Annotated in this window: 18 protein-coding genes; 9 read left to right on the top strand and 9 right to left on the bottom strand. The window is 71.6% G+C overall.

Going from position 1 to position 20,158, the window contains the following annotated elements; all coding sequences use genetic code 11:
* Positions 1–26 precede the first annotated feature (26 nt).
* From IPJ17_00700 to IPJ17_00680, 5 genes are all read right to left on the bottom strand, one after another.
* Positions 27–674, bottom strand: coding sequence for a tRNA-(ms[2]io[6]A)-hydroxylase (locus IPJ17_00700; GenBank protein ID QQR74153.1), 648 nt, complete (start codon positions 672–674; stop codon positions 27–29).
* Between the two features lie 67 nt (positions 675–741).
* Positions 742–2,055 carry a M48 family metalloprotease gene (locus IPJ17_00695; GenBank protein QQR74152.1) on the bottom strand — a complete coding sequence of 438 codons (1,314 nt, stop codon included), beginning with the start codon at positions 2,053–2,055 and terminating at the stop codon, positions 742–744.
* A 41-nt stretch (positions 2,056–2,096) separates the two neighbouring features.
* The gene (locus tag IPJ17_00690) at positions 2,097–2,873 is read right to left on the bottom strand and encodes an SDR family oxidoreductase (GenBank protein ID QQR76048.1); all 777 of its coding nucleotides are present in this window, start codon (positions 2,871–2,873) and stop codon (positions 2,097–2,099) included.
* A gap of 20 nt (positions 2,874–2,893) precedes the next feature.
* On the bottom strand, positions 2,894–3,772 hold the full coding sequence (locus IPJ17_00685; protein QQR74151.1) for a 3-hydroxyacyl-CoA dehydrogenase: 879 nt from the start codon (positions 3,770–3,772) through the stop codon (positions 2,894–2,896).
* Positions 3,769–4,812: a zinc-binding dehydrogenase gene (locus IPJ17_00680; GenBank protein QQR74150.1), complete on the bottom strand. Its 1,044-nt coding sequence runs from the start codon at positions 4,810–4,812 to the stop codon at positions 3,769–3,771. The genes IPJ17_00685 and IPJ17_00680 overlap by 4 nt, the downstream gene beginning before the upstream one ends.
* Positions 4,813–4,905: 93 nt before the next feature.
* Between IPJ17_00680 and IPJ17_00675 the strand changes: the two genes are divergently transcribed.
* A complete protein-coding gene (locus tag IPJ17_00675; protein QQR74149.1) occupies positions 4,906–5,781 on the top strand; it encodes a hypothetical protein in 876 nt (291 codons plus the stop codon).
* 40 nt (positions 5,782–5,821) lie between these two features.
* Here the strand turns inward: IPJ17_00675 and IPJ17_00670 are convergent, their stop codons facing one another.
* Positions 5,822–6,298, bottom strand: a complete 477-nt coding sequence (locus tag IPJ17_00670; GenBank protein QQR74148.1) for a DUF2269 family protein — start codon at positions 6,296–6,298, stop codon at positions 5,822–5,824.
* A 125-nt stretch (positions 6,299–6,423) separates the two neighbouring features.
* Between IPJ17_00670 and IPJ17_00665 the strand changes: the two genes are divergently transcribed.
* Both IPJ17_00665 and IPJ17_00660 read left to right on the top strand, forming a co-directional pair.
* Complete coding sequence (locus IPJ17_00665; protein QQR74147.1) at positions 6,424–7,137, top strand: metal-dependent hydrolase; 714 nt, start codon at positions 6,424–6,426, stop codon at positions 7,135–7,137.
* Between the two features lie 20 nt (positions 7,138–7,157).
* Positions 7,158–7,835, top strand: coding sequence for a hemolysin III family protein (locus tag IPJ17_00660; protein QQR74146.1), 678 nt, complete (start codon positions 7,158–7,160; stop codon positions 7,833–7,835).
* A 34-nt stretch (positions 7,836–7,869) separates the two neighbouring features.
* Here the strand turns inward: IPJ17_00660 and IPJ17_00655 are convergent, their stop codons facing one another.
* Positions 7,870–8,553, bottom strand: a complete 684-nt coding sequence (locus IPJ17_00655) for a hypothetical protein (GenBank protein ID QQR74145.1) — start codon at positions 8,551–8,553, stop codon at positions 7,870–7,872.
* A gap of 221 nt (positions 8,554–8,774) precedes the next feature.
* Here IPJ17_00655 and IPJ17_00650 point away from each other — a divergent pair, with 221 nt between their 5' ends.
* Together IPJ17_00650 and IPJ17_00645 are read left to right on the top strand one after the other, a co-directional pair.
* Positions 8,775–12,143 (top strand): PD40 domain-containing protein, encoded by a 3,369-nt coding sequence (locus IPJ17_00650; GenBank protein QQR74144.1) that lies wholly within the window; start codon positions 8,775–8,777, stop codon positions 12,141–12,143.
* Positions 12,144–12,406: 263 nt separating this feature from the next.
* A complete protein-coding gene (locus tag IPJ17_00645) occupies positions 12,407–13,375 on the top strand; it encodes a GGDEF domain-containing protein (protein QQR74143.1) in 969 nt (322 codons plus the stop codon).
* Between the two features lie 42 nt (positions 13,376–13,417).
* Here IPJ17_00645 and IPJ17_00640 read toward each other — a convergent pair whose 3' ends face one another.
* On the bottom strand, positions 13,418–14,614 hold the full coding sequence (locus IPJ17_00640; GenBank protein QQR74142.1) for a hypothetical protein: 1,197 nt from the start codon (positions 14,612–14,614) through the stop codon (positions 13,418–13,420).
* Positions 14,615–14,646: 32 nt separating this feature from the next.
* Entirely contained in the window at positions 14,647–15,846 is a 1,200-nt protein-coding gene (locus IPJ17_00635; GenBank protein QQR74141.1) for an aminopeptidase P family protein, read from the bottom strand.
* A 60-nt stretch (positions 15,847–15,906) separates the two neighbouring features.
* Here IPJ17_00635 and IPJ17_00630 point away from each other — a divergent pair, with 60 nt between their 5' ends.
* The 4 genes from IPJ17_00630 to IPJ17_00615 are packed head-to-tail and all read left to right on the top strand — an operon-like array spanning position 15,907 to position 20,154.
* Complete coding sequence (locus IPJ17_00630) at positions 15,907–16,452, top strand: DNA-3-methyladenine glycosylase I (GenBank protein ID QQR74140.1); 546 nt, start codon at positions 15,907–15,909, stop codon at positions 16,450–16,452.
* 13 nt (positions 16,453–16,465) lie between these two features.
* Positions 16,466–17,578, top strand: coding sequence for an N-acetyltransferase (locus tag IPJ17_00625; protein ID QQR74139.1), 1,113 nt, complete (start codon positions 16,466–16,468; stop codon positions 17,576–17,578).
* Position 17,579: 1 nt separating this feature from the next.
* Positions 17,580–18,500, top strand: coding sequence for a phosphatase PAP2 family protein (locus IPJ17_00620; protein QQR74138.1), 921 nt, complete (start codon positions 17,580–17,582; stop codon positions 18,498–18,500).
* A gap of 40 nt (positions 18,501–18,540) precedes the next feature.
* Positions 18,541–20,154, top strand: a complete 1,614-nt coding sequence (locus tag IPJ17_00615; protein QQR74137.1) for a protein kinase — start codon at positions 18,541–18,543, stop codon at positions 20,152–20,154.
* Positions 20,155–20,158: the final 4 nt, after the last annotated feature.

The raw sequence follows: 20,158 nt of genomic DNA, 5'->3' as shown, positions 1-20,158 counted from the left end.
TCCGACGCGGCTCGCCCGGCCGTCGCTCAGCCGTGCACGGTCGGCGCCCGGCCGAGCCCGCGGGCGAGATCGCGCTCGTGCTCGAGCCAGCCGCGGAAGTAGGGTGCGAGCTCGTCCTCGGGAAGCTCGCGCAGAGCGAGCTTGTAGAAGAGCTGCCAATGGCGCTTCTCGGCCGGTCCGAGGTCGTGCAGCAGCCACTCGACCTCCGGGTCGTCGAGCACCTCGAGCAGCCGCGTGAAGCGCTCGCAGCTGCGCGCTTCGATGAGGGCGCCGACGATCAGTCGGTCGACCTTCAGGCGCCCCCGGCCGTGTGCGCCGATGCGCTCGCGCAGCGCCTGCGCCCAGGCGTTCTTCCGGCGCCCGGCGGGTTGCAGGCCGCGCCGCCGGAGGATCTGCGCGACGCGGCGCAGGTGGCGCACCTCTTCGGCGGCGAGCGCGCTCATCTTGTCGACCAGCAGAGCGTCTTCGGGGTACTGGCCGACGAGCGAAAGGGCGAAGAGGGCGACCTGCTGCTCGCAGACCGCGTGGTCCGCGAGGAAGGTCGGCAGGTTCGCCGCGGCGAGCTCGCCCCAGCGGCGCGGCGTCCAGCAGAGCAGCGGCAACTCGGCGGTGACGGCGGCGAAGTCGACCCGCGGTGGACGTTCGGACGACGGGGAGGCGGAGGCTCGGCTCATGCGGGCGATGCTAGCCCGAGCGCCGGTCGCCTGTCGTCGGGCTCGCCGTCGTCGAAACGCTCGCCGCTCAGCGGCAGTCGCCGGCGGCGTCGAGCTCGTCGAGCAGGTCTTCGATCCGGTCGGCCCCGGGCAGATCCCGGTCGCTGCGCAGCGCGGCGGCGAAGTGGCTGCAGGCGGAGCGCCGGTCGCCGCGGTCGTAGGCGAGCTGGCCGAGCTCGCGGTGCGCCTCGGCGTGTCCCGGATCGAGCCCGAGGGCCTGGGTGAACGCCGTCGCCGCGTCGTCGAGGTGCGCGTCGCGCCCCGCGGCGTCCTTGGCGGTCGCGGCGCGCGTGCGCGCCAGCATGCCGACGAGAAACTGGGTCTCGGCGTCGCCGGGCAGCTCGCGGCGGGCGCGTGCCAACTCGCTCTCCGCCAGCTCGAGCCGGCCGAGCTCGAGGTTGAGCCGCGCGTCGTCGCGGGCCACGGTGCGCATCCGCAGGGCGAACTCGCGCTGGTCGCCGAGCCCCCGCGAGCCCGGCGCGACCGGGCCCTGGGCGCGCAGCGCCTCTTCGGTGCGGGCGATGCGATCCTTGAGGTTGGGGTGGCTGCCGAAGAAGAACGCCTCGACCTTGGCCGGCGGCTCGCCGTGGTCGTCGAGCAGCGCTTCGTAGAGCTTCGGTGCCTGCGCGGTGTCGTAGCCGGCGAGACGGAGTCGGGTGAGCCCGCCGGCGTCGGCCTCGCGCTCGAGCTCGCGCCCGTAGCCGTTGACCGCGGCGATGAAGGCGAGCTCGAGACCGAGACTGGCGATCACGTTGGCGAGGATCTCGACGGCTGCGGCTTCGCCCCAGTGCCCGTCCCAGTAGAGGTCGCCGACCTTCTCGGCGATGATCACCGAGGCGGCGATCGAGGCGATGGTGAAGCCGATCTCGCGGTTCTGCGCCGCCCGCTGGTGGCGCAGCATGTGGCGGCCGTCGACGTGCGTCATCTCGTGGCCGAGGACGGTGGCGAGCTGCGCTTCGTTGTCGAGCCGGGCGAGCAGCCCGGTGTGGATGTAGAGCGAGCCGTGCGGGTAGGCGAAAGCGTTGAGGGTCGGGTCGGCGACGACGTGGATCGTGGTGCGCACTTCGCGGTTGGCCGCCATGCCCGGCGGCTGGAGCTCGTCGACGATTCCGGCGAGGTAGCGCTCGAGCGCCGGGTCGTCGTAGAGCCGGACCTTCTCGAGCAGCTTCGCCTCCTCCTCGCGCGAGCTCTCCCAGAGCGCGACCTCGTCGGCAAGCGGCGTGAAGGCGCTGCCCGTCGCCGAGATCGGCGGCAGGTTGGTCGAAGCGCAGGCGAGCGCGAACGCGGCAAGCACCGCGAGGGCGGTGAGCCGGAGCCAGGGTGAACGGACGGAAGGGCGCATCGGAAGCTCCTCGGAGCGTCGGCTGGGTGGGCGATGTCGGGCTACGGCAGGCCGCGGATGTAGCCGCCGTCGACGGCTAGCGCCTGCCCGGTCAGATAGGAGGCCGCGGGCGAGGCGAGGAAGGCGATCGCCTCGCCGATCTCCTGCGGCTCGGCCAGACGCCCGAGCGGGACGTTGGCCGTCCAGCCCGCCCGCACCTCGTCCGGATGGCGGCCGGTGCGGGCGGCGGTCGCGGCGGCGAGCTCGGTCTGGCGCTCGGTGGCGGTGTAGCCGGGCAGCACCGCGTTGACCGTCACACCCTCGCCACCGACCTCCTGCGACAGCGTCTTGAGGTAGCCGAGCACGGCGGGGCGGAGCGTGTTGGAAAGGGCGAGGTTGGGGATCGGCTGGCGTGCCGAAACCGAGTTGACGGCGACGATGCGCCCCCAGTGGCGCGCCCGCATCCCCGGCAGGACGAGCCGCACCAGGCGCGGCACGAAGAGGAGCACGGCCGGGATGGCGGCGAGCCAGTCTTCTTCGACGAGCTCCACCGCCGGCTTGGCGACCGGGCCGCCGTTGTTGGCGATCAGGATATCGATCCGACCGAGGCGGCTCTCCGCCTCTTCGACGAGTCGCTCGATCTCCTCGCCCTGGCGCAGATCCGCGGCGATCGCGGCGACGGCGAATCCTTCGTCGGCGAGGGCGCGCTGCGCGGCGGCGAGCTTGGCGCCGCCGCGCGAAGCGATCACCACCCGGGCGCCGCGGTGCGCCAAAGCGCGGGCGGCGGCCAATCCGATGCCGGCCGAAGCGCCGGTCACCAGCGCGCCGCGTCCGGTCAGGTCTGAGGCCGTCTCGCGAGTCACGGGATCCTCCTCCCTTCGGCGTCGTAGCGGTGCACCCCGCGACCGCTCTTGCGGCCGAGTCGGCCGGCCTGGACGAACTGCCGATGCAGATGCGTCGGGCGGAACGCCTCGCCGAGCGTGGCGTGGAGATGCTCGAGGATCGACAGCCGGACGTCGAGCCCCACCAGGTCGACCATCTCGAACGGTCCCATCGGGTGATTGAGCCCCAGCTTGACTGCCGTGTCGAGGTCCTCGGCCGACGCGACGCCCGCTTCGAGCATGCGGAATGCCTCGTTGCCGATCAGCGCGTTGATCCGCGAGGTCGCGAAGCCGGGGACGTCCCGCACCGTGACCACCTCCTTGCCCATGGAGCGCGAAACCGCGGCGAGCGAGGCCAGGGTCGACTCCGCGGTCTCGAGCCCGCGGACGAGCTCGACGAGGCGCATGACGTGTGCCGGGTTGAAGAAGTGCATGCCGGCGAAGCGATCCGGTCGCCCGGTGGCGGCACCGATCTCGGTGATCGAGAGTGCCGAGGTGTTGGAGGCGAAGAGCGCGTCGGCGGGGGCGTGGCGGGCGACGGCGGTGAAGAGCTCGATCTTCAGCGCGAGCGACTCCGGGGCCGCTTCGATCACCAGCTCGGCCCCTTCCACGGCCGTCGCCAGCTCGGTCGTGCAGCTCAGGCGGGCCAGTGCGGAGACGGCGTCGTCGGCGGCGACCTTGCCGAGTGTGACCCCCTTGCGGAGATCACGTCCGATCGCCGCGCGGGCGCTGGTGATGGCGGTCTCGGCAACGTCGTAGAGCCGCGTGGCGAAGCCTCCGAGCGCGGCGACGTGGGCGATGCCGCGCCCCATCGTGCCGGAGCCGAGAACGGCGATCGTGTGCACCTCGACGCTCATCCGGTCTCTCCGACCGTCAACACCACCTTGCCGAACGCCTCGCGTCGGGCGAGGACCTCCTGGGCGTCGGCCGCCTCGGCGAGTGGGAAGGTGCAATCGACCACGGCGCGGAACGTTCCGCGGGCGAAGTAGGGTAGCAGCGTGTGGAGCTCGGCGAGACTGCCCATTGTCGAGCCGAGCACGGAGAGGCTCTTGAAGAAGACCAGTCGCAAGTTGAGCTCGGCGCTCGGTGCGGCGGTGGCGCCGCAGAGCACCACGCGGCCGGCCCAGGTGAGCGCCTTGAGCGTCTTCTCGAAGGTCTCGCCGCCGATGTGGTCGACGGCCACCTCGACGCCTTTGCCCTCGGTCGCCTCCTTGACGGCGCGGACGAAGTCGTCGGTGCGGTAGTTGACCGTGTGGGTGGCGCCGAGCTCGCGCGCCCGGGCGAGCTTCTCCTCGCTGCCGGCCGTGGCGATGATCCGCTGCGCCCCGAGCTCGCGGGCGATCTGGATCGCCGCGCTCGACACGCCGGACCCGGCGGCGTGGATGAGCACGTCCTCGTGGCGCTGCAGGCCGGCGCGCGCGGTGAGCATGTGCCAGGCGGTGAGGAAGACGAGCGGCAGCGCGGCGCCTTCGACGAACGACAGACGGGCCGGGAGCGGCAGCACGTTGCGTCGCGGCACGGCGACGAGCTCGGCGTAGCCGCCGTCGCGGTGCTCGCCGAGGATCGCGTAGCGCCGGCAGAGATGGTCCTGGCCGGCGACGCAACGGCGACAGTGTCCGCAGGAGACGGCCGGCGCCAGCATCACGCGGCTGCCGATCTCGAGGTCGTCGACGCCCGGGCCGCGCCCCGCGACGACTCCGGTGACGTCGCTGCCGGGAACGAGCGGCAGCGGAAAGCGATGTCCGGGCACGCCGTCGCGCACCCACAGGTCGAGTCGATTCAGGCCGCAGGCGCGCACCCGCACGAGCACCTCGCCGGGTCCGGGCTGCGGATCGGGGAGCTCGCGCCAGAGAAGGGCTTCGGGCCCGCCGTGGCTTTCGATCTGGAATCCGCGCATGGCGGGAGTCTAACGCCGGCCCCGGCGGGCGCCGACTTGCCGTGCCGGGCCCCCGAGAGGAGAATCGCAGCGACGCGAGGGAAGGAGGCCGGAGTGAGGCGATCGGGGATCGTGTTGGGCATCGTGCTGGGGTGCTCGAGCGTCGTCGCAGGTGCCGCGGCGTCGGCGAGTGCCGCCGAGCCGGATCTGCCCTACCTGCTCCAGTTGCGCGGCGAGCTGGTCGAGGTGCGCTACAGCCCGGGGGCCCTCGACCGTGCAGCCCACGTGCAGCGACGCTTCGAGCTCCTCGCCGGGTTGCTCGCCGACCTCGCGCACCGCCCGGTTCGCCTGACGGTCTGGGTCGTCGACCCCGAGGACTGGAAGCGCGGCGGCTTCACCCGGCCGTTCGGCCTGCCGCAGACGATGGGCGAGTGGGGTGTGGCACTGCCCGCCTGGGGCGACGATCAGTCGGTCGCTCTCTGGCGCGATCTGCTCGGCGGGGCGCTTCCGCCCACCGGCGGCAGCCCCGTGCGCGGCTCGGGCGCCGAGGCGGCCTCCCTCGGTCTCGCCGACGTGGTGGCGCAGGTCGACGTGGTGCGGCTCGCCTTCACGTCCTTCGGCTATTCGGCCGAGCCGCCCTGGGCCACCGAGGTCGCCGTCCACGCCGCCGCTCGGCTCGCCTTCTCGCGCTTCGAAGAGGGGCGGATGGAAGAGATCGACTCGGTCTTCGCGCGGCTCGCCGCGCGCGGCGGTGGCGACGGCGCCCACTCTCTCGCCGGGTTCGATCCGCTCGCCCCGGCCCCGGTCAAGCTCTGGTACGAGGCGCAGTTCGCGCGCGGTGCCCGCCTGCTCTTCGACGCGGAGAGGGATCGACAGATCCGCCGGCTGCTCCTCCACGGGCTGCGCAAGGGCGCCGTGGCCGGCGGGGCCGAGTTGGAGAAGCGCGCCCCCGCGCTCGTCGACTGGCAGCGCGTCGCCTTCGCGCCTTGAGCGGTGAAGCCTCGGCGAGGCGACGCCTCGCCCGTAGGGCTCAGAAGGGCTTCAAGACCATCAGGACGGTCAGCAGGACCACGGCGAGCGCGCCGAGATCGGCGACGATCCCCGGCCATCGAGCCGCGGCGAGCGCGGTGAGCTCCGGCGTCGGCGCACCCTGCTGCAGCGAGCGCTCGGCGGCGGCGAGGGTGCGCTTCAAGCGTGGCGCGGTGGCGAGCAGCATCGCCGCGGTGGCGAGCGCCCAGAGGCCGACCGAGGCGTGCACCCAGCCCTCCTTCCAACCGAACCCCCGTGCCGTGACGAGATGAAGGCCGATCGCTCCGGCGACGAGCGAGCCGGGGATCGAGCAGACGGTCAGCAGTCGCCAGCCGAGCCGCAGCCCGAAAACCTTCTCGGCGAGCGTCGTGGCGCGCCGCGTCTGGGCTCGCACGAAGGCGCCGGCAAACGCTCCGCCGGCCAGCCAGAGGGCGGCGAGCACGTGGGCAAGGACGAACCAGTTGACCGATCGGGACATGGGCTACCTCCGCGCGGGCGGGATGCTAGCACCGCTCGGCGCACCCGACCGGCGGGCGTTTGCCGCAGCGCGGCCCCGAGCGCGGGTAGAATCGGCGCGAGAGACCGCGACAGCGAGGAGATTCCATGAGCTCCGAGGACCGCCCGAAGTTCACCTGGCTCGGTCACGCGACCGTGCGCTGCGACCTGCCCGACGGTCGGGTCGTGCTCGTCGATCCGTGGGTCGGCGGCAATCCCGCCTGCCCCGAAGCCGCCCGGCAGTTCGAGCGGATCGACGCGGTGCTGATCACCCACGCGCACTTCGATCACATGGGTGACGCGGTCGAGCTCTGCCGGCGCTTCTCGCCGGTGGTGGTGGCGAACTTCGAGATCTGCGCCTGGCTCGGCAAGCACGGCGTCGAGAACTGCTCGGGGATGAACCTCGGCGGCAGCCAGGAGGTGCTCGGGCTCCGCGTCACGATGGTGCGCGCCGATCATTCGAGCGGCTTCGTCGAAGACGGCGTCCCGGTGTACGGTGGCCTCGCCTGCGGGTACGTCGTGCGCATGGCCGGGGGCTTCACGTTCTACCTCGCCGGCGACACGGCGCTCTTCTCCGACATGGAGCTGATCGGCGAGCTCTACCGGCCCGAGCTCGGCTTCCTGCCGATCGGCGACCACTTCACCATGGACCCGGCCCAGGCGGCGCGGGCGTGCCGCTACCTCGGGCTGCGGCGCGTCGTGCCGGTGCACTGGGGGACCTTCCCCCTGCTGCGCGGCCGGCCGGTCCACCTGCGCGAGGCGCTGGCCAGCTTCGGCGCGACCTGCGAAGTGGTCGAGCTCGCGCCCGGGGGGGCGTTCTGAGCGCGCCCGAGCCTTCCGGAGTGCGCCCGGCGCGCGGCAAGCTCGTCGAAGTCGGCGGCGTGCCGCAGTTCAGCGTCGGCGAGGAGATCGCTCACGGCGTAAGCCACGGCGTCGGCATCGTCCTCTCCATCGCCGGGCTGGTGATCCTCGTCGCGTGCGCGGCGCTGCGCGGCAACGTCTGGCACGTCGCCACCTCGGCGGTGTTCGGCACCACGCTGATCCTGCTCTACGTCGCCTCGACGCTCTACCACTCGGTGCCGATCCTGCGCGCCAAGCGGGTGCTGCGCGTGCTCGACCACTCGGCGATCTACCTGCTGATCGCCGGCACCTACACGCCACTGACGCTGGTCACGTTGCGCGGGCCCTGGGGCTGGACGCTCTTCGCCATCGTGTGGTCGTCGGCGGTGGCGGGGGTCATCTTCAAGAGCGTGGCGCTCGGCCGCGCTCGCATCTTCTCGGTGGTGCTCTACGTGCTGATGGGCTGGTGCGTGGTCATCGCCATCAAACCGCTGCTCGCCGCGCTGGCACCCGGCGGCGTGATGCTCCTTTTCGGCGGCGGCCTCGCCTACACCCTGGGCCTCATCTTCTACGGCTGGCAGAGCATGCGCTACCACCACTTCCTCTGGCATCTCTTCGTGATGCTCGGAAGCGTGCTCCACTACTTCGCCGTGCTCTTCTACGTCATCCCGCGCCCCTGAGGGCGTCTCCGCCGCACGACTCCGGCGCCGGTGCTCACGGCCCCGGGCAGACCCAGCGCCCGAGCCAGGCGCGGCGAGCGCCGTCCTGGAGAACGGGGCCGATCTGCTGCTCGGCCTGGGCGAGGACCGTGGGCTGGATCGTGCCGACGAAGCTGTTCAGGATGGTCGCGATGGCGCAGCCGCTGAAGGCGAGCGTGGCGTTGAGGTCGATCGTCGAGAGGTCGACGGTGGCAACTTCGAGGAGCGGCACGAAGCAGGCCGGCACGGTGGTGAAGGCGAAGGCGCCGGTGCCGGTCCCCTGGGTCACGTTCAGGTTGCAGTTGTAGGTCGAGCCGAGGGTGACCTGCGTCGGGAAGACGTCGTCGTCGAGCGTCGCCACGAAGGTGGCGGTCGAGGAGGCGAGGCTGAACGTTGCCGACGTGACGTGCGCGGTGGCGTCGCACCCCGTGGCGCCGGTCGAGCAGGTGGTCGTGCCGCACACGGTCATCGACCCCCCGGGGATCGCACTCGTCGACGGTGGCACGCAGACCGGATAGGTCCCGAGCAGCCCTGCCGCCATCTCCTCCTCCGTCGAGCAGACGCCGTCCCCGTCCGCCCATTCGCAGAGGCGGCCCCCTTCGAAGCTGCTTCCGAACGGCAGATCGGCCGCCGCTCTGTGCGGTATCGCCGAGAGGACGGCGAGCACGAACAAGATTCCTGTCGGTCGCAGCAGGGGCATGGAGCAGTCTCCCGAGACTTCCTATCGCCGGTGGCCGGCGGAACGACGAGATGGAGGTACGAGCAGCTATTCTCGACGAGAATCGGGTGTTCGTCCAGGATGAGCGCCACGATACCCGTTGGATGGGACTCGAAGAACGAGGCGGGGGCGTTACCATGGACGAATCCAGGTGGAGGTCACGCGACTCGCGTGTCGGTGGGTGGAACGAGGAGAGCGCTCGAATGCGGTGGACGATTCGATTGGCGGTTGTGGGGTGGGCGGTCATTGCCTGGGGAGTGGCGGGGTCTGTCCAAGGGACGGGCCTGACCGAGGTCGTCACCCGCGCCGACCCGCGGCTTCAGAAGAAGGTCGACGGCTCGGTCGGATCGAGCAGCTTGACCCGCGATGGTCGTTTCGTCGCCTTCGACTCGGGTGCGACGAATCTCGTAGTTGGGGATACGAACCTCTCGACCGATGTCTTCGTGGTCGACCGCCAGACGGCCCGTACGACCCGCGTCTCGGTCGACAGTACGGGAGGTCAAGGAAACAACGGGAGCTACCGCTCCTCGATCTCCGCCGATGGCCGTTTCGTGGCCTTCCTGTCGGAGGCGTCGAACCTGGTGGTTGGAGATACGAATGGCCGTGTCGACCTGTTCGTTCACGACCGCGAGACGCATCAGACGACGAGGCTCGAGGTGGGAGTACCGGGAACGGAGCTGGATGGACCCATCAGCGATCCAGTGATCTCGGCCAATGGACGGTTCATCGCGTTCTCTTCGTGGGCCACGCACCTGGTGGCCAACGACACCAACCGACGCACCGACGTCTTCGTCGTTGACCGGCTGGAGGGAGGGACGACGCGGGTGTCGGTCGACAGCTTCGGTCGTCAGGCCGACGACGACAGCGATAGCCCGCGGCTTTCCGCGGATGGGCGCTACGTGGTCTTCGCCTCGAAAGCCACGAACCTCGCGCCTGGAAGTCGTGAACTGAGCTCGAGCGTCTTCATCCGCGACCGCCTCCTGGGAACGACAGAGAGGATCTGGGTCGTGGGACCCGGCGTCGAAGAGCTCGGCTACAGCGTCCACCCGGACATTTCGGAAGAAGGCCGCTTCGTGGCATTCACCTCCGCGACCGCGACGCCGGAAGACACGAATTTCGAGGCCGACGTCTTCGTGCACGACCGACAGACGGGAGTGACCACGCGCGTCTCGATCTCCAGCTCGGGGGCGGAAGGCAATGATTTCAGCCAGGCGCCTCGGATCTCGCCGGATGGTCGATTCGTGGCGTTCAACTCGGCGAGCACCAATCTGGTCGATGGCGACGTCAACGGTCGCATCGACGTCTTCCTGCACGATCGCGCTTCCGGGACGACAACCCGAATGTCCGTCGCCGACTCCGGAGAAGGGGGCGACGAGAACAGCTACGTTTCCGCAATTTCGGCCGGCGGCCAAGCCGTGGTGTTCACCACCGGGTCCAGGAACCTGATTTCGGGTGACCCCGGCGTCCCGGACGGCAGCTTCCTTCGCGACAACCGTCTCGGAACGATCGAGCGCGTTCCCAAGGCCCCAGCTCGAGAGTTGGCGACCGCGACCGACGGGTCGAGCGGCCTGGCGGCGGTATCTGCCGAGGGTCGGTACGTTGCCTACGTCTCCCGAGCGACGAACCTCGTCCCGGGCGACACGAACCGCGCCGCCGACGCTTTCGTCACCGATCTGCGGACCGGGCAGACCACGCGCGTCTCGGTCGACAGCGCTGGAGGTCAAGCGAACGCGGACATCGAGTTCGTCGACCTTTCCGCCGACGGCGAGCTCGTTGTCTTCTCCTCTCGTGCGTCGAATCTCGTGCCCCCAGACACGAATTCGTCCTGGGATGTCTTCCTCCACGATCGGCGGAGCGGGGCCACGACCAAGCTCTCGGTGGGTGCCTCCGGTGCCGAAGGCAACGGGGCCAGCTGGCAACCGCGGGTGTCCGCCGACGGCCGCTTCGTGGCCTTCACGTCCAACTCGACGAACCTGGTCGCCGGAGACGTCAACGGCCACGACGATGTTTTGGTCCGCGATCGGGAGACCGGGTTGACGACCCTCGTGTCGGTGGGCCCAGCGGGAATCGGGGGATACGGCGACAGCGCGTCGCCGGCAATTTCTGCCGACGGCCGATACGTGGCATTCGTCTCCAGCGCCGTGAATCTCGTGCCCGGTGACGGCAACGGAGCGCCCGACGTCTTCGTCCACGACCGCGTGACCGGAGTGACGACGCGGGTTTCGGTCGACAGCCTGGGCGGAGAGGGCAATGCGCTCAGCCTCGCTCCGGCCTTGTCTGCCGATGGTCGGTACGTGGCGTTCGCATCCTGGGCCTCGAACCTGGTGCCAGGAGACCAGAACGGTGTCGTCGACGTATTCGTTCGAGACCGTGTCCTGGGTGCCACGACGAGGGTGTCGGTGAACAGTGACGGGACCGAGGCGGAGGGTGGAGGCGAGCTACCCGCGATCAGCGTGGACGGGCGCTGGGTGGCCTTTTCCTCGTACTCGCGTGGTCTCGTCGCGGGCGGTGCCAACGACTGGTCCGACATCTACTTGCACGACCGGCTGACCAGCGTGACCTCGCGAGAGTCCGCGGGCATCGGCGGGGCAGCCGGGAGCGGCGACAGCCGCAGGCCGGCGTTGACACCTGACGCGCGATATCTCGCCTTCGAATCGGACGCCCACAACCTGGGGCAGGACAACTACAGTCAGTACACCCAGGTCCTGCTCCGCGACCGCGGCACCGGCCCCTGCGAGCCGTCGGCGACGACGGCCTGTCTGCGCGACGGCCGGTTCGAGGTGCGGGTCGACTACCGGACGGCGGGGAGCGGGGGCGCAGGCGAGGTGATGAGCTTCGGCGGGGTGAGGGCCGAGAACCGCGACTCGGCATTCTTCTCGTTCTTCTCGCCGACCAATTTCGAGATGGGGCTCAAGGTGCTCGACGCCTGCGTGCCCGAGCTCGGAAACCGGTTCTGGGTCTTCGCCAGCGGGCTAACCGACCAGGGCTGGACGGTGCGCGTGCGAGACACCGCGACGGGTGAGATGCAGCGCTACGACAACGCGCTCGGTGATCTCTCGTCGACCTTCCGCGACGCTTCGAGCTTCTCCTGTGGCGGCGCCGAGAGCACGGAAGCGGAGCTCGCCGCGCCCGTCGTCGAGTGGGTGGCGGACGCGAGCGCCCCGCTCGAAGTGGGTGCGCTCGCGCCGCGGGCGCAGAGCGAGAGCTGCGTGCCGAACGCGACGACCTCGTGTCTGCAAGGCGGACGATTCCGCGTGCGCGCCAACTGGCAGACGCAAGCGGCGAATGGGAGCGCCGCGGTGATGAGCTTCCTCGGCGCGCGAGCGGAGAACGTCGATTCGGTCTTCTTCTCGTTCTTCGGCGCGACGAACTTCGAGCTCGGTCTCAAGGTGCTCGATGCTTGTGTCCCCGAGCTCGGCGACGACTTCTGGGTCTTCGCGAGTGGCCTGACGGATCAAGGGTGGGCGGTGACCGTCGAGGACCTGGTCAACGGCCGAGTTCAGTCGTACCGCAACGCGGTCGGCACCCTGTCGACCACATTCCGCGACCCTACGAGCTTCCCCTGCCAGTAGGCCGGTTTCTTCCCGACGGTGCCCGAGCTTTGGCATCCGGAATGCAGGGCTGATATCCAAGACGGGCGGAATCTCCCCTGGTTCGCCTCGTTCGCCAAGGCGATTGGCGCAGCAGGGGGATCCCTCGCCAAGGAACTGAGCTTGGCGCTCACGGAATTGGCAGGGATAAGCCGTCGAGCTCGTCCGGGGGGCCGATGCCGCGAGGGGCAACCAGAGGCTTGAAGGCCGGGGAGGCCGCGGCGCGCGCGTGGGGAGATGGCCGTGTGCCGCGGTCGGTGGCCGGGAATGAGGCGCGCGGCCGGCTGTCGCCGATGCGGCTGGGGCGTTTCGGGCCGTCGGCGCTCCTTCTTTTCGTCGCCGGGGTCGGTGCCGCCGCGGGCCTTTGCTCCGGTCTCGCTCTGGTGCGCGGGAGGAGCGGGGAGCCGCCCACCGTCGCCCCGGTCGAGCAGGGACTCTGGAGCGCTGCGGTCTCGGGTGTCGTCGATACCTCCCCAGCCCTCGCCCCGCTGCTCGCGATGCTGCTCGCCGCGCTCGTCGCGCCCCGGTTTCGCGAGGCGGCCGTGGTGCGGCGGACCCGCGAGCTTGGCGAGCAGGTGGAGCAGCGGACCCGCGAGCTGGCCCGCGCCAACGCCGAGCTCGATCGCATCGCGCATCTCGATCCCCTGACCCAGGTGGCCAACCGGCGGGTGTTCGACCGCCAGCTCCTCGAGTTGCGTGAGACGAACGCGCGTGTCGGTCTCGTCCTGGTCGACGTCGATCGCTTCAAGTCGATCAACGACCGGTTCGGCCATGCGGTCGGCGATCTCGTCCTGCAGCGGCTCGCCGAAGCGCTGAGCGTGGCGGCCGCGGGGCGCGAGCGTGTCGCGCGCATCGGCGGTGACGAGTTCGCGCTGCTCGTGCCGCTGGGTGCGGAGGACGACCCGGCAGGCGTGGCGATGCGCGTGGTCGCCGAGCTCGAGCGCACCCGCCTCGACATCCCCGGGCTCGACGTCGGCGTCTCGCTCGGCTGGGCTCTCGCCGAGCCGGGCGATTCGCGCGCCAGCCTGTTCCTCTGCGCCGACGCGGCGCTCTATCGCGCCAAGCGCGGCGGCATCGGGCTCTGGAGTGCGAGCGGCCCCGGCATCGCCTGGACAGAGGTGGGCGACGGCGACGAGATGCCGGACCCGCTCTCGGACACCGCCGAGCTCGCCGTCATCGCTCCGCTGGATGCGGCGCCGCCGACGCCCTTCTGAGCCGCCGACCCGATTCCCACCGCCGCCGCAGCTCCGCGGCGCTCAGCCGCGGGCGAGTGAACCCCAGCGCGCCCGCGCCACCAAGCGAAGGCGCTCGAAGGCGCCGAGCCGCGGGGGCTTGGCGACCAGGCGCGTCCCGACGGCACCGGCCCGGGCGAGGAGGCGCTCGGCGGCGAGCACGAGGTAGGCGGTCGGCCGGCGGAAGGTGAGCGGGACCTCGCGCACGGCGCGGGCGCCGCGCAGCAGGAGCGGTTCGAGCCGTTGGATCTCGGCGTCGAGCGCGGCGGAGAGTCGGTCCGGAGGGGGAGCCGGGACGATCGCCGGCAACTCGTCGACCGGCAGCGGACAGCGTCCGCCGGCGAGCTCGGCGCCGAGACCGAGAAGGGCGCGCAGGCCGAGGAGGCCGGAGGCGAACTCGAGCGAAGCCGGGCTCTGGCCGTCGCCGAGCAGGATCTGCACGAGCCCTTCGGCAAGCTGGCGGCGGGCGGTTTCCGCCTCGGCGGCGTGGATCGGTCGGTCGCAGGTCGCCCGGCGGCGGGCGGCGGCGAAGAGCGCGTCGAGCCCATCGCGCGAGAACGGACGGCGCTGCTCCTCCTCTCCCATCCGCAGGAAGACCGGCTGGCCGATGCGATCGCCGGAGAGCGCCGCCTCGAGGGTGTACTCCCAGCGGTTGATCTGCGCCAGTCGCTCGCCGTCGACGCCGCGTTGGCGGGCGAAGTCGAAGAGCGTCAGGGCGAAGGCGGCGACCGCCTGGGCGCGCCGTCGTTCGGCGACGGGCAGGAGGACGAGCGCCGGCGCGAAGTCGCCCAGCGCCTCGCGGCAGACGTCAGCGCAGAGCCCGGCGGCGCGCTCGCTGTCGAAGTCCTCGGCCGGTGCGGCGAGCAGCTCGGCCAGCCGTCCGTGCGGGCTCGCGGCGAGGGCGTCGCCGCGCCAGGTGCCGCCGGGCGGTGCGGCGTCGCGCGCACCGCCCGTGGCAGGCTCGACGGCCGAGCGTCCCCCGGGCGGCGTTGCCGGACGGGCCGCGGCGAGGGGAACGACCGGCAGCGTCTCGTCGAGCGAGGCTCCGGGCGGAATCGTCCTCCGCACTGTCTCGCGCACGTCGGCGGGGTTGGAGGAGATGAGGACCGGCAGGGTCTCGTCGAGACTCGCCGGCTCCCCGGGGCCCGCTGCCTCGGGAGCGGGGGACGCACCCGCAGGTTCTACCGGATCGTTCACCCGTGGTTCGCCGGGCTCGTCCATCGTCGGGCTCCTTCCCGCCGGGTCCGCGCGGGTCAGGCGAGCAGCCGGAGCAACTCGCGCTGCGGCTCGCCGCCGGTGACCTCGGCGAACGTCGGCGTCAGGGCGATGTTGACCTCGGTGCGCACCCCGAACTCGCCCGGCAGGTAGATGCCCGGCTCGATCGAGAAGCCGGTCATCGGCAGCAGGCGACGCGTGTCGTGCGTCTCGAGGTTGTCCATGTTCGCCCCCTGACCGTGGTCCTTGGTGCCGATCGAGTGGCCGGTGCGGTGGAAGAAGTACTGTCCGTAGCCGGCCCGGTCGATCACCGCGCGGGTTGCGTCGTCCACCTCGAAGCCGCGGATCTCGTGCGCCGGGTAGCGTGCCTGCACCAGGGCGATGCCGGCGTCACGCGCTGCTGCGGCGATCGACCAGATCTCCTGCTGGCGCGCGGTGGGCGCCTCGGCGCAGACGCCGCACCAGGTGATGTCGCCGTAGATCGCCTCGGGCGTCTTCTCCTTGGCCCACAGGTCGATGAGCAGGAAGTCGCCGCGGACGATCGGCGACGAGCCCTCGGCGAGCGTTTCGTAGTGCGGATCGGCGGCGTGCGCGTTGACGCCGACGATCGGGTCCCCCTCGCTCCACATCGCCGAACGCTCGAACGATTCGAGGAGGAAGACCTGGACGTCGCGTTCGTGGATCGGTTGTCCGGCGCGCAGCGCCGAGGCGACGCGGGCGAAGGCCTCCTTGACGATCTCGTGCAGCCGCGTGTTGGCGCGCCGGTGGCTCTCGAGCTGCTCGGGCGACCAGACGGCGGCGAACTCCTGGACCAGATCGGCCGACGACACAAGCTCGATGCCGCAGGCGGCGAGCAGCTCCGCCGTGCCGGCGTCGAGGCGCGAGACCGCCGGCAGCTCGTTGCCCGGACTGTACTGCGCGGCGAGGCGCTTGCAGCCGGCGACGAGCGTCGCCAGCTCGGCGCGATGCTCCTGCCAGCGCAGGTATTTCGTCTTCGCCCCCGGCAGATGGTCGAGCATCCCCTCCTCGAGGGTGTGGACGAGCTTGCGCGGCTCGCCCTGGCGCGGCACGAGGTAGTAGCAGCGGCGCGTCACCAGGTTGCGGCCGCCGAGCGCGAGCAGGTCGAGCGAGACGGGGTCGTTCTGTTGGAAGACGGCGAAGATCCAGCCGTCGAGACCGGCGTCGGCGAGGGCCTGTTGAATGCGCGGCAGGCGGTTGACGAGGGCGATGTCGGACATGGCGAGGATGCTAGCAGAGCGTCCGGAGCGCTAGAGTGGCGGGGCGAGAAGGGAGGCGAGGTGAGCGGTTACTGCGACGTCGCGCCGGGACATCCGCTGCACGGTCCCTATCACGACCACGAGTACGGTTTCCCGCTCGCGGACGAGACCGCGCTGTTCGAGCGGCTGGTTCTCGAGATCATGCAGGCGGGGCTCAACTGGGAGCTGGTGCTGCGCAAGCGCGAGGGGATGCGGGCGGCGCTCGCCGGGTTCGCGGTCGACGCGCTCGCCGAGCTCGACGAGCGCGTCGTCGCGGCGCTGCTCGCCGACGAGCGGATCGTGCGCAACCGGCTGAAGGTCGGAGCGATCGTCGCCAACGCGCGAACGGTGCGGGCGCTGCGCGCGAGCCACGGCGGCTTCGCCTCCTGGCTCGCCGCGCAGCAACCGCTCGGGCGGGCCGAGTGGGTGCGCCTCTTCAAGCGCACCTTCCGCTTCACCGGCGGCGAGATCACCGGCGAATTCCTGCAATCGATCGGCTACCTGCCGGGCGCGCACCGCGAGAGCTGCCCGGTCTTCGGGCGGATCGCCGCCCTCGCGCCGCCGTGGATGCGCGGGGCGATGCCGTGAGGTCGCGAGCGGCTTGATCGACGTCGCGCCGGTCCGCGATCGCCGTACGCGCGAGGCGTTCCTGCGCCTGCCGTGGCGGCTCTACCGCGATCGTCCGGCGTGGGTGGCGCCGCTGCTGGCCGAGCGGCGGCGCTTCCTCGACCGGCAACGGAACCCGTTCTTCCGTCATTCCGAGGCCGAGCTCTTCCTCGCCCGGCGCGGCGGCGCGGTGGTCGGGCGGATCGCCGCGGTGCACAATCGCCGGCACCTCGACGCCTGGGGCGACGGTGCGGGCTTCTTCGGCTTCTTCGAATGCGAGGATGACGCCGCGGCGGCGGGTGCCCTGCTCGATGCCGCCGCCCGGTGGGTGCGCGAACGCGGTCTCACGCGCTTGCGCGGTCCGATGAGCTTCACCATCAACGACGAGAGCGGCCTGCTGCTCGACGCCTTCGACCGTCCGCCGGTGCTGCTCATGCCCTACAACCCGCCGTACTACCGCGCGCTGCTCGAGGGTTGGGGGCTTTCCAAGGTCCAGGACCTGCTGGCCTACCGGTTGGAGGTCCCCGCGATCCTGCCGCAGCGGCTGGCGCGGGCCGAGGAGCTCGTCGCGGCCGCGCCCGGTCTGGTCATCCGTCCGGTCGATCTCGCGCACTTTCGCGAGGAGGTCGACCGGATCCACCGGGTGCACAGCGCCGCCTGGGCGGAGAACTGGGGTGCGGTGCCACTCGCCGCCGAGGAGATCGCCGAGCTGGCCAGGGAGCTGCTGCCGATCGTCGTGCCCGAGCTCGCCCTGCTCGCCGAGCAGGACGGCGAGCCGGTGGGCGTCTCGATCACCCTGCCGGACTTCCACGAAGTGCTGGCGCATCTCGAGGGTCGCCTGCTGCCGACCGGCTGGCTGCGCGCCCTCTGGTGGAAGCGGCGGATCACCGGGGTGCGCGTGCTGATCCTCGGGGTGGTGCGGGAGCATCGGCGACGCGGGATCGAGGCGGCGATGGTGGCGCGGACGGTGCGGGCGGCGATGGCACGGGGGTATCGCTCGGGCGAGCTCTCGTGGATCCTCGAATCGAACGGCCCGATGCGCCGACTGCTCGAGCGCCTCGGAGCTCGAGTGGACAAGACCTACCGCGTCTATGAGAAGGCGATCTGAGGTGGCACGACGGCGCACGAACGACGGGGGCCGCCGGGTCGACGCCCGGGCTGGCGGCCCTCCGGGATTCGAAGCGACCGACTGGCTCTCTCTCGCCTACCACACCGGGCTCTTCCTGCTGCTCGCCACCGCCGGTCCGGCGGGGCGGCTCGGCGAATGGCGGGGCTGGGCGGTCGGACACCTGGCCTCCGCGGTGGCGATCGTCTGGCTCGTCACGCGGCAGGAGTCGACCGGGGTTCTGGCGCTGCTGCGGCGCTGGTACCCGGTGATCTCGCTGCTCTGGCTCTACGGCGAAGTGGGCGCGCTGCGCCACCTCGTCGTCGCCGCCGACCTCGACCCGATCCTCGTGCGCTGGGACGCGGCGCTCTTCCGCAGCGAGCCGCATCTGGCGCTGCCGCGGGTGCTGCCGGTCTGGGCCCTCGAGGCGCTCCACGGCGTCTACGCGAGCTACTACCTGCTGCTCTTCGTCCCCGGCCTCCTCGCCATGCGCCGGGCCGGCGAGTCGGTGCGGCGCTACATCGCGGTGCTCAACGCGGCGATGCTCGTCCACTACGTCGCCGGGATCCTCCTGCCGATCTCGGGCCCGGTGGCGCGTCGCGCCGAGGTCATCCCGACGGGCCGGCTGTTCATCCCGATGATGGACGCGCTCTACGCGCTCTTCGACCGCGGCGGCATGGCATTCCCCTCGACGCACGTGGCGGCCACGGTGATTGCCGCCGGGTTTGCCGGACGCTGGTTCCCGGCCGCCCGCGGGCTCTTCTGGGCGCTCGCCGCGGCGATCGGCTTCTCGACGGTGGCCTGCTGCTACCACTACGCCCTCGACGCGGTCGCGGGTCTGGCGACCGGCTTCGCTGCCCTGGGGATCGCCGGCCTGGCCGCCGGCGAGCGCCGGAAGGGCCCGCAGCCGCGCCGACGTCGCTGAAGCCGAGCGAACGGGCCCCGTTCCCGTAGAATTCGCGATCATGGCCATTCCCGCGAAGGTCGGGCGCTACCGCATCACCGGCGAGCTCGGGCGCGGCGCGATGGGGGCGGTCTACCGCGCCCACGATCCGCAGCTCGATCGGCCGGTGGCGATCAAGATGATCTCCGCCTCGGCGACCGGCGGCTCGCTGCGTGCCGACGAATCGGAGGCGAGGTTCCTGCGCGAAGCGCGAGTGGCGGCGCGGCTCGCGCACCCGAACATCGTCGCCGTCTTCGACGCGGGTCGCGAAGGTAACGACCTCTACCTGGTCATGGAGCTCGTCGAGGGGGAATCGCTCGCCGCGCGGCTGGCGGGCGGGCGCTATCCGTCGGCGGCCGAGACGTTCGAGATCGTGGCGCAGGCAGCCGAGGCGCTCGCGGTAGCGCACGCGGCCGGCGTCGTCCATCGCGACATCAAGCCCGCGAACCTCTTGATCGGTCGGGACGGGCGGGTGAAGGTGAGCGACTTCGGCGTCGCCAAGGCGGTCGGCGAAGCGACCGAGCTGACGCGCACCGGGACCCTCGTCGGCAGTCCGGCGTACATGGCGCCCGAGCAGATCAAGGGGCACGAGCTCGACGGTCGTGCCGACCTCTTCTCGCTCGGTGTCGTGCTCTACGAGCTGCTGTTGCGGCGCAAGCCCTTCCCGGCCGACACGGTGACGACGCTCGTCTACCAGATCCTGCACGAGGATCCGCTCGCCGACCCCGCGCTTTCGACCAGCCTTCCGCCCGACCAGGCCGCCCTGCTGCGCCTCTGTCTCGCCAAGGAGGTCGGAGCGCGCGTCGCCGACGGCCGGGTGCTGGCGGCGCGCTGTCGGGCGCTGGCGGCGGTGCCCGCGCCGGACGAGTCGCCGACCCGCGTCCTGCCGGCGTTCGTCGCGCCCCCGCCGCCCCCCCTGCCCGCCCCGCCTCCGTTGCCGCCGGCGGTGTCGCCGCCCGCGACCTCCCCGGCGCTCGCCTCGGCGTCGCTCCCGGCCTCGGCGCCCCGCCGGGGTTGGCTCTGGGTCGTCGGTGCCGTCGCCGTGGCGGTCGGCATCGGCCTCGCGGCGCTGGTGCTCCGTTCGCCGTCGGTGCCGCCCGCGCCGGGGACCACGAGCCCCGTGGTGACGCCGCTCCCGGTGGCCGCGGAGACGCTGCCGGCGCCGGTCGGGACGCCGTTCGGGCTGCCGGAGTCGACGGCGACCCCCACCGCGACGCCGGAGCCGACGCTCGAGCTCAAGCTGCCGACCTTCGCGCCGCGTCCCACCGAGGCGCCGACCGCCGCACCGCCGCCGGAGGTCGCGACGCCCGAGCCGTCGCCCGTCGAGCCGCCGCCGGAGGTCGCGACGCCCGGACCGCCGATCGCCGAGGTCTACCGCTGCCAGATCGCTGCGGAGTTCCACATCGATCCCGAAGAGGCGCGGGTGTCGATCGACGGTCGCGACATCGGGACCTCCGACGACTGGGACGACACCGGCGGCGGCAAGCAGTGGCGCTTCGACACGACCGGTCGCCACCTTGCCAGCCTCTCGCTGGCGGGCTACCAGACGGTGTGGATCGAGCTGGCGACCGACCTCGGGGCGGAGGACGAGGTCTGCAACGTCGACCTCGAGCTGAAGAAGGTGAAGCGCCGGTGACCGG

The organism is Holophagales bacterium (assembly GCA_016699405.1).
Taxonomy (GTDB): Bacteria; Acidobacteriota; Thermoanaerobaculia; order Multivoradales; family JAGPDF01; genus JAAYLR01.
The sequence above is the reverse complement of the archived record's forward strand: the minus strand, read 5'-3'. Positions and strand labels throughout refer to the sequence as shown.

Bases quoted from the DNA above. Each gene is read 5' to 3' on its own strand.
- IPJ17_00700 (QQR74153.1), bottom strand. From the start codon at position 674: ATGAGCCGAGCCTCCGCCTCCCCGTCGTCCGAACGTCCACCGCGGGTC.
- IPJ17_00695 (QQR74152.1), bottom strand. From the start codon at position 2,055: ATGCGCCCTTCCGTCCGTTCACCCTGGCTCCGGCTCACCGCCCTCGCG.
- IPJ17_00685 (QQR74151.1), bottom strand. From the start codon at position 3,772: ATGAGCGTCGAGGTGCACACGATCGCCGTTCTCGGCTCCGGCACGATG.
- IPJ17_00680 (QQR74150.1), bottom strand. From the start codon at position 4,812: ATGCGCGGATTCCAGATCGAAAGCCACGGCGGGCCCGAAGCCCTTCTC.
- IPJ17_00670 (QQR74148.1), bottom strand. From the start codon at position 6,298: ATGTCCCGATCGGTCAACTGGTTCGTCCTTGCCCACGTGCTCGCCGCC.
- IPJ17_00665 (QQR74147.1), top strand. From the start codon at position 6,424: ATGAGCTCCGAGGACCGCCCGAAGTTCACCTGGCTCGGTCACGCGACC.
- IPJ17_00655 (QQR74145.1), bottom strand. From the start codon at position 8,553: ATGCCCCTGCTGCGACCGACAGGAATCTTGTTCGTGCTCGCCGTCCTC.
- IPJ17_00650 (QQR74144.1), top strand. From the start codon at position 8,775: ATGCGGTGGACGATTCGATTGGCGGTTGTGGGGTGGGCGGTCATTGCC.
- IPJ17_00640 (QQR74142.1), bottom strand. From the start codon at position 14,614: ATGGACGAGCCCGGCGAACCACGGGTGAACGATCCGGTAGAACCTGCG.
- IPJ17_00635 (QQR74141.1), bottom strand. From the start codon at position 15,846: ATGTCCGACATCGCCCTCGTCAACCGCCTGCCGCGCATTCAACAGGCC.
- IPJ17_00615 (QQR74137.1), top strand. From the start codon at position 18,541: ATGGCCATTCCCGCGAAGGTCGGGCGCTACCGCATCACCGGCGAGCTC.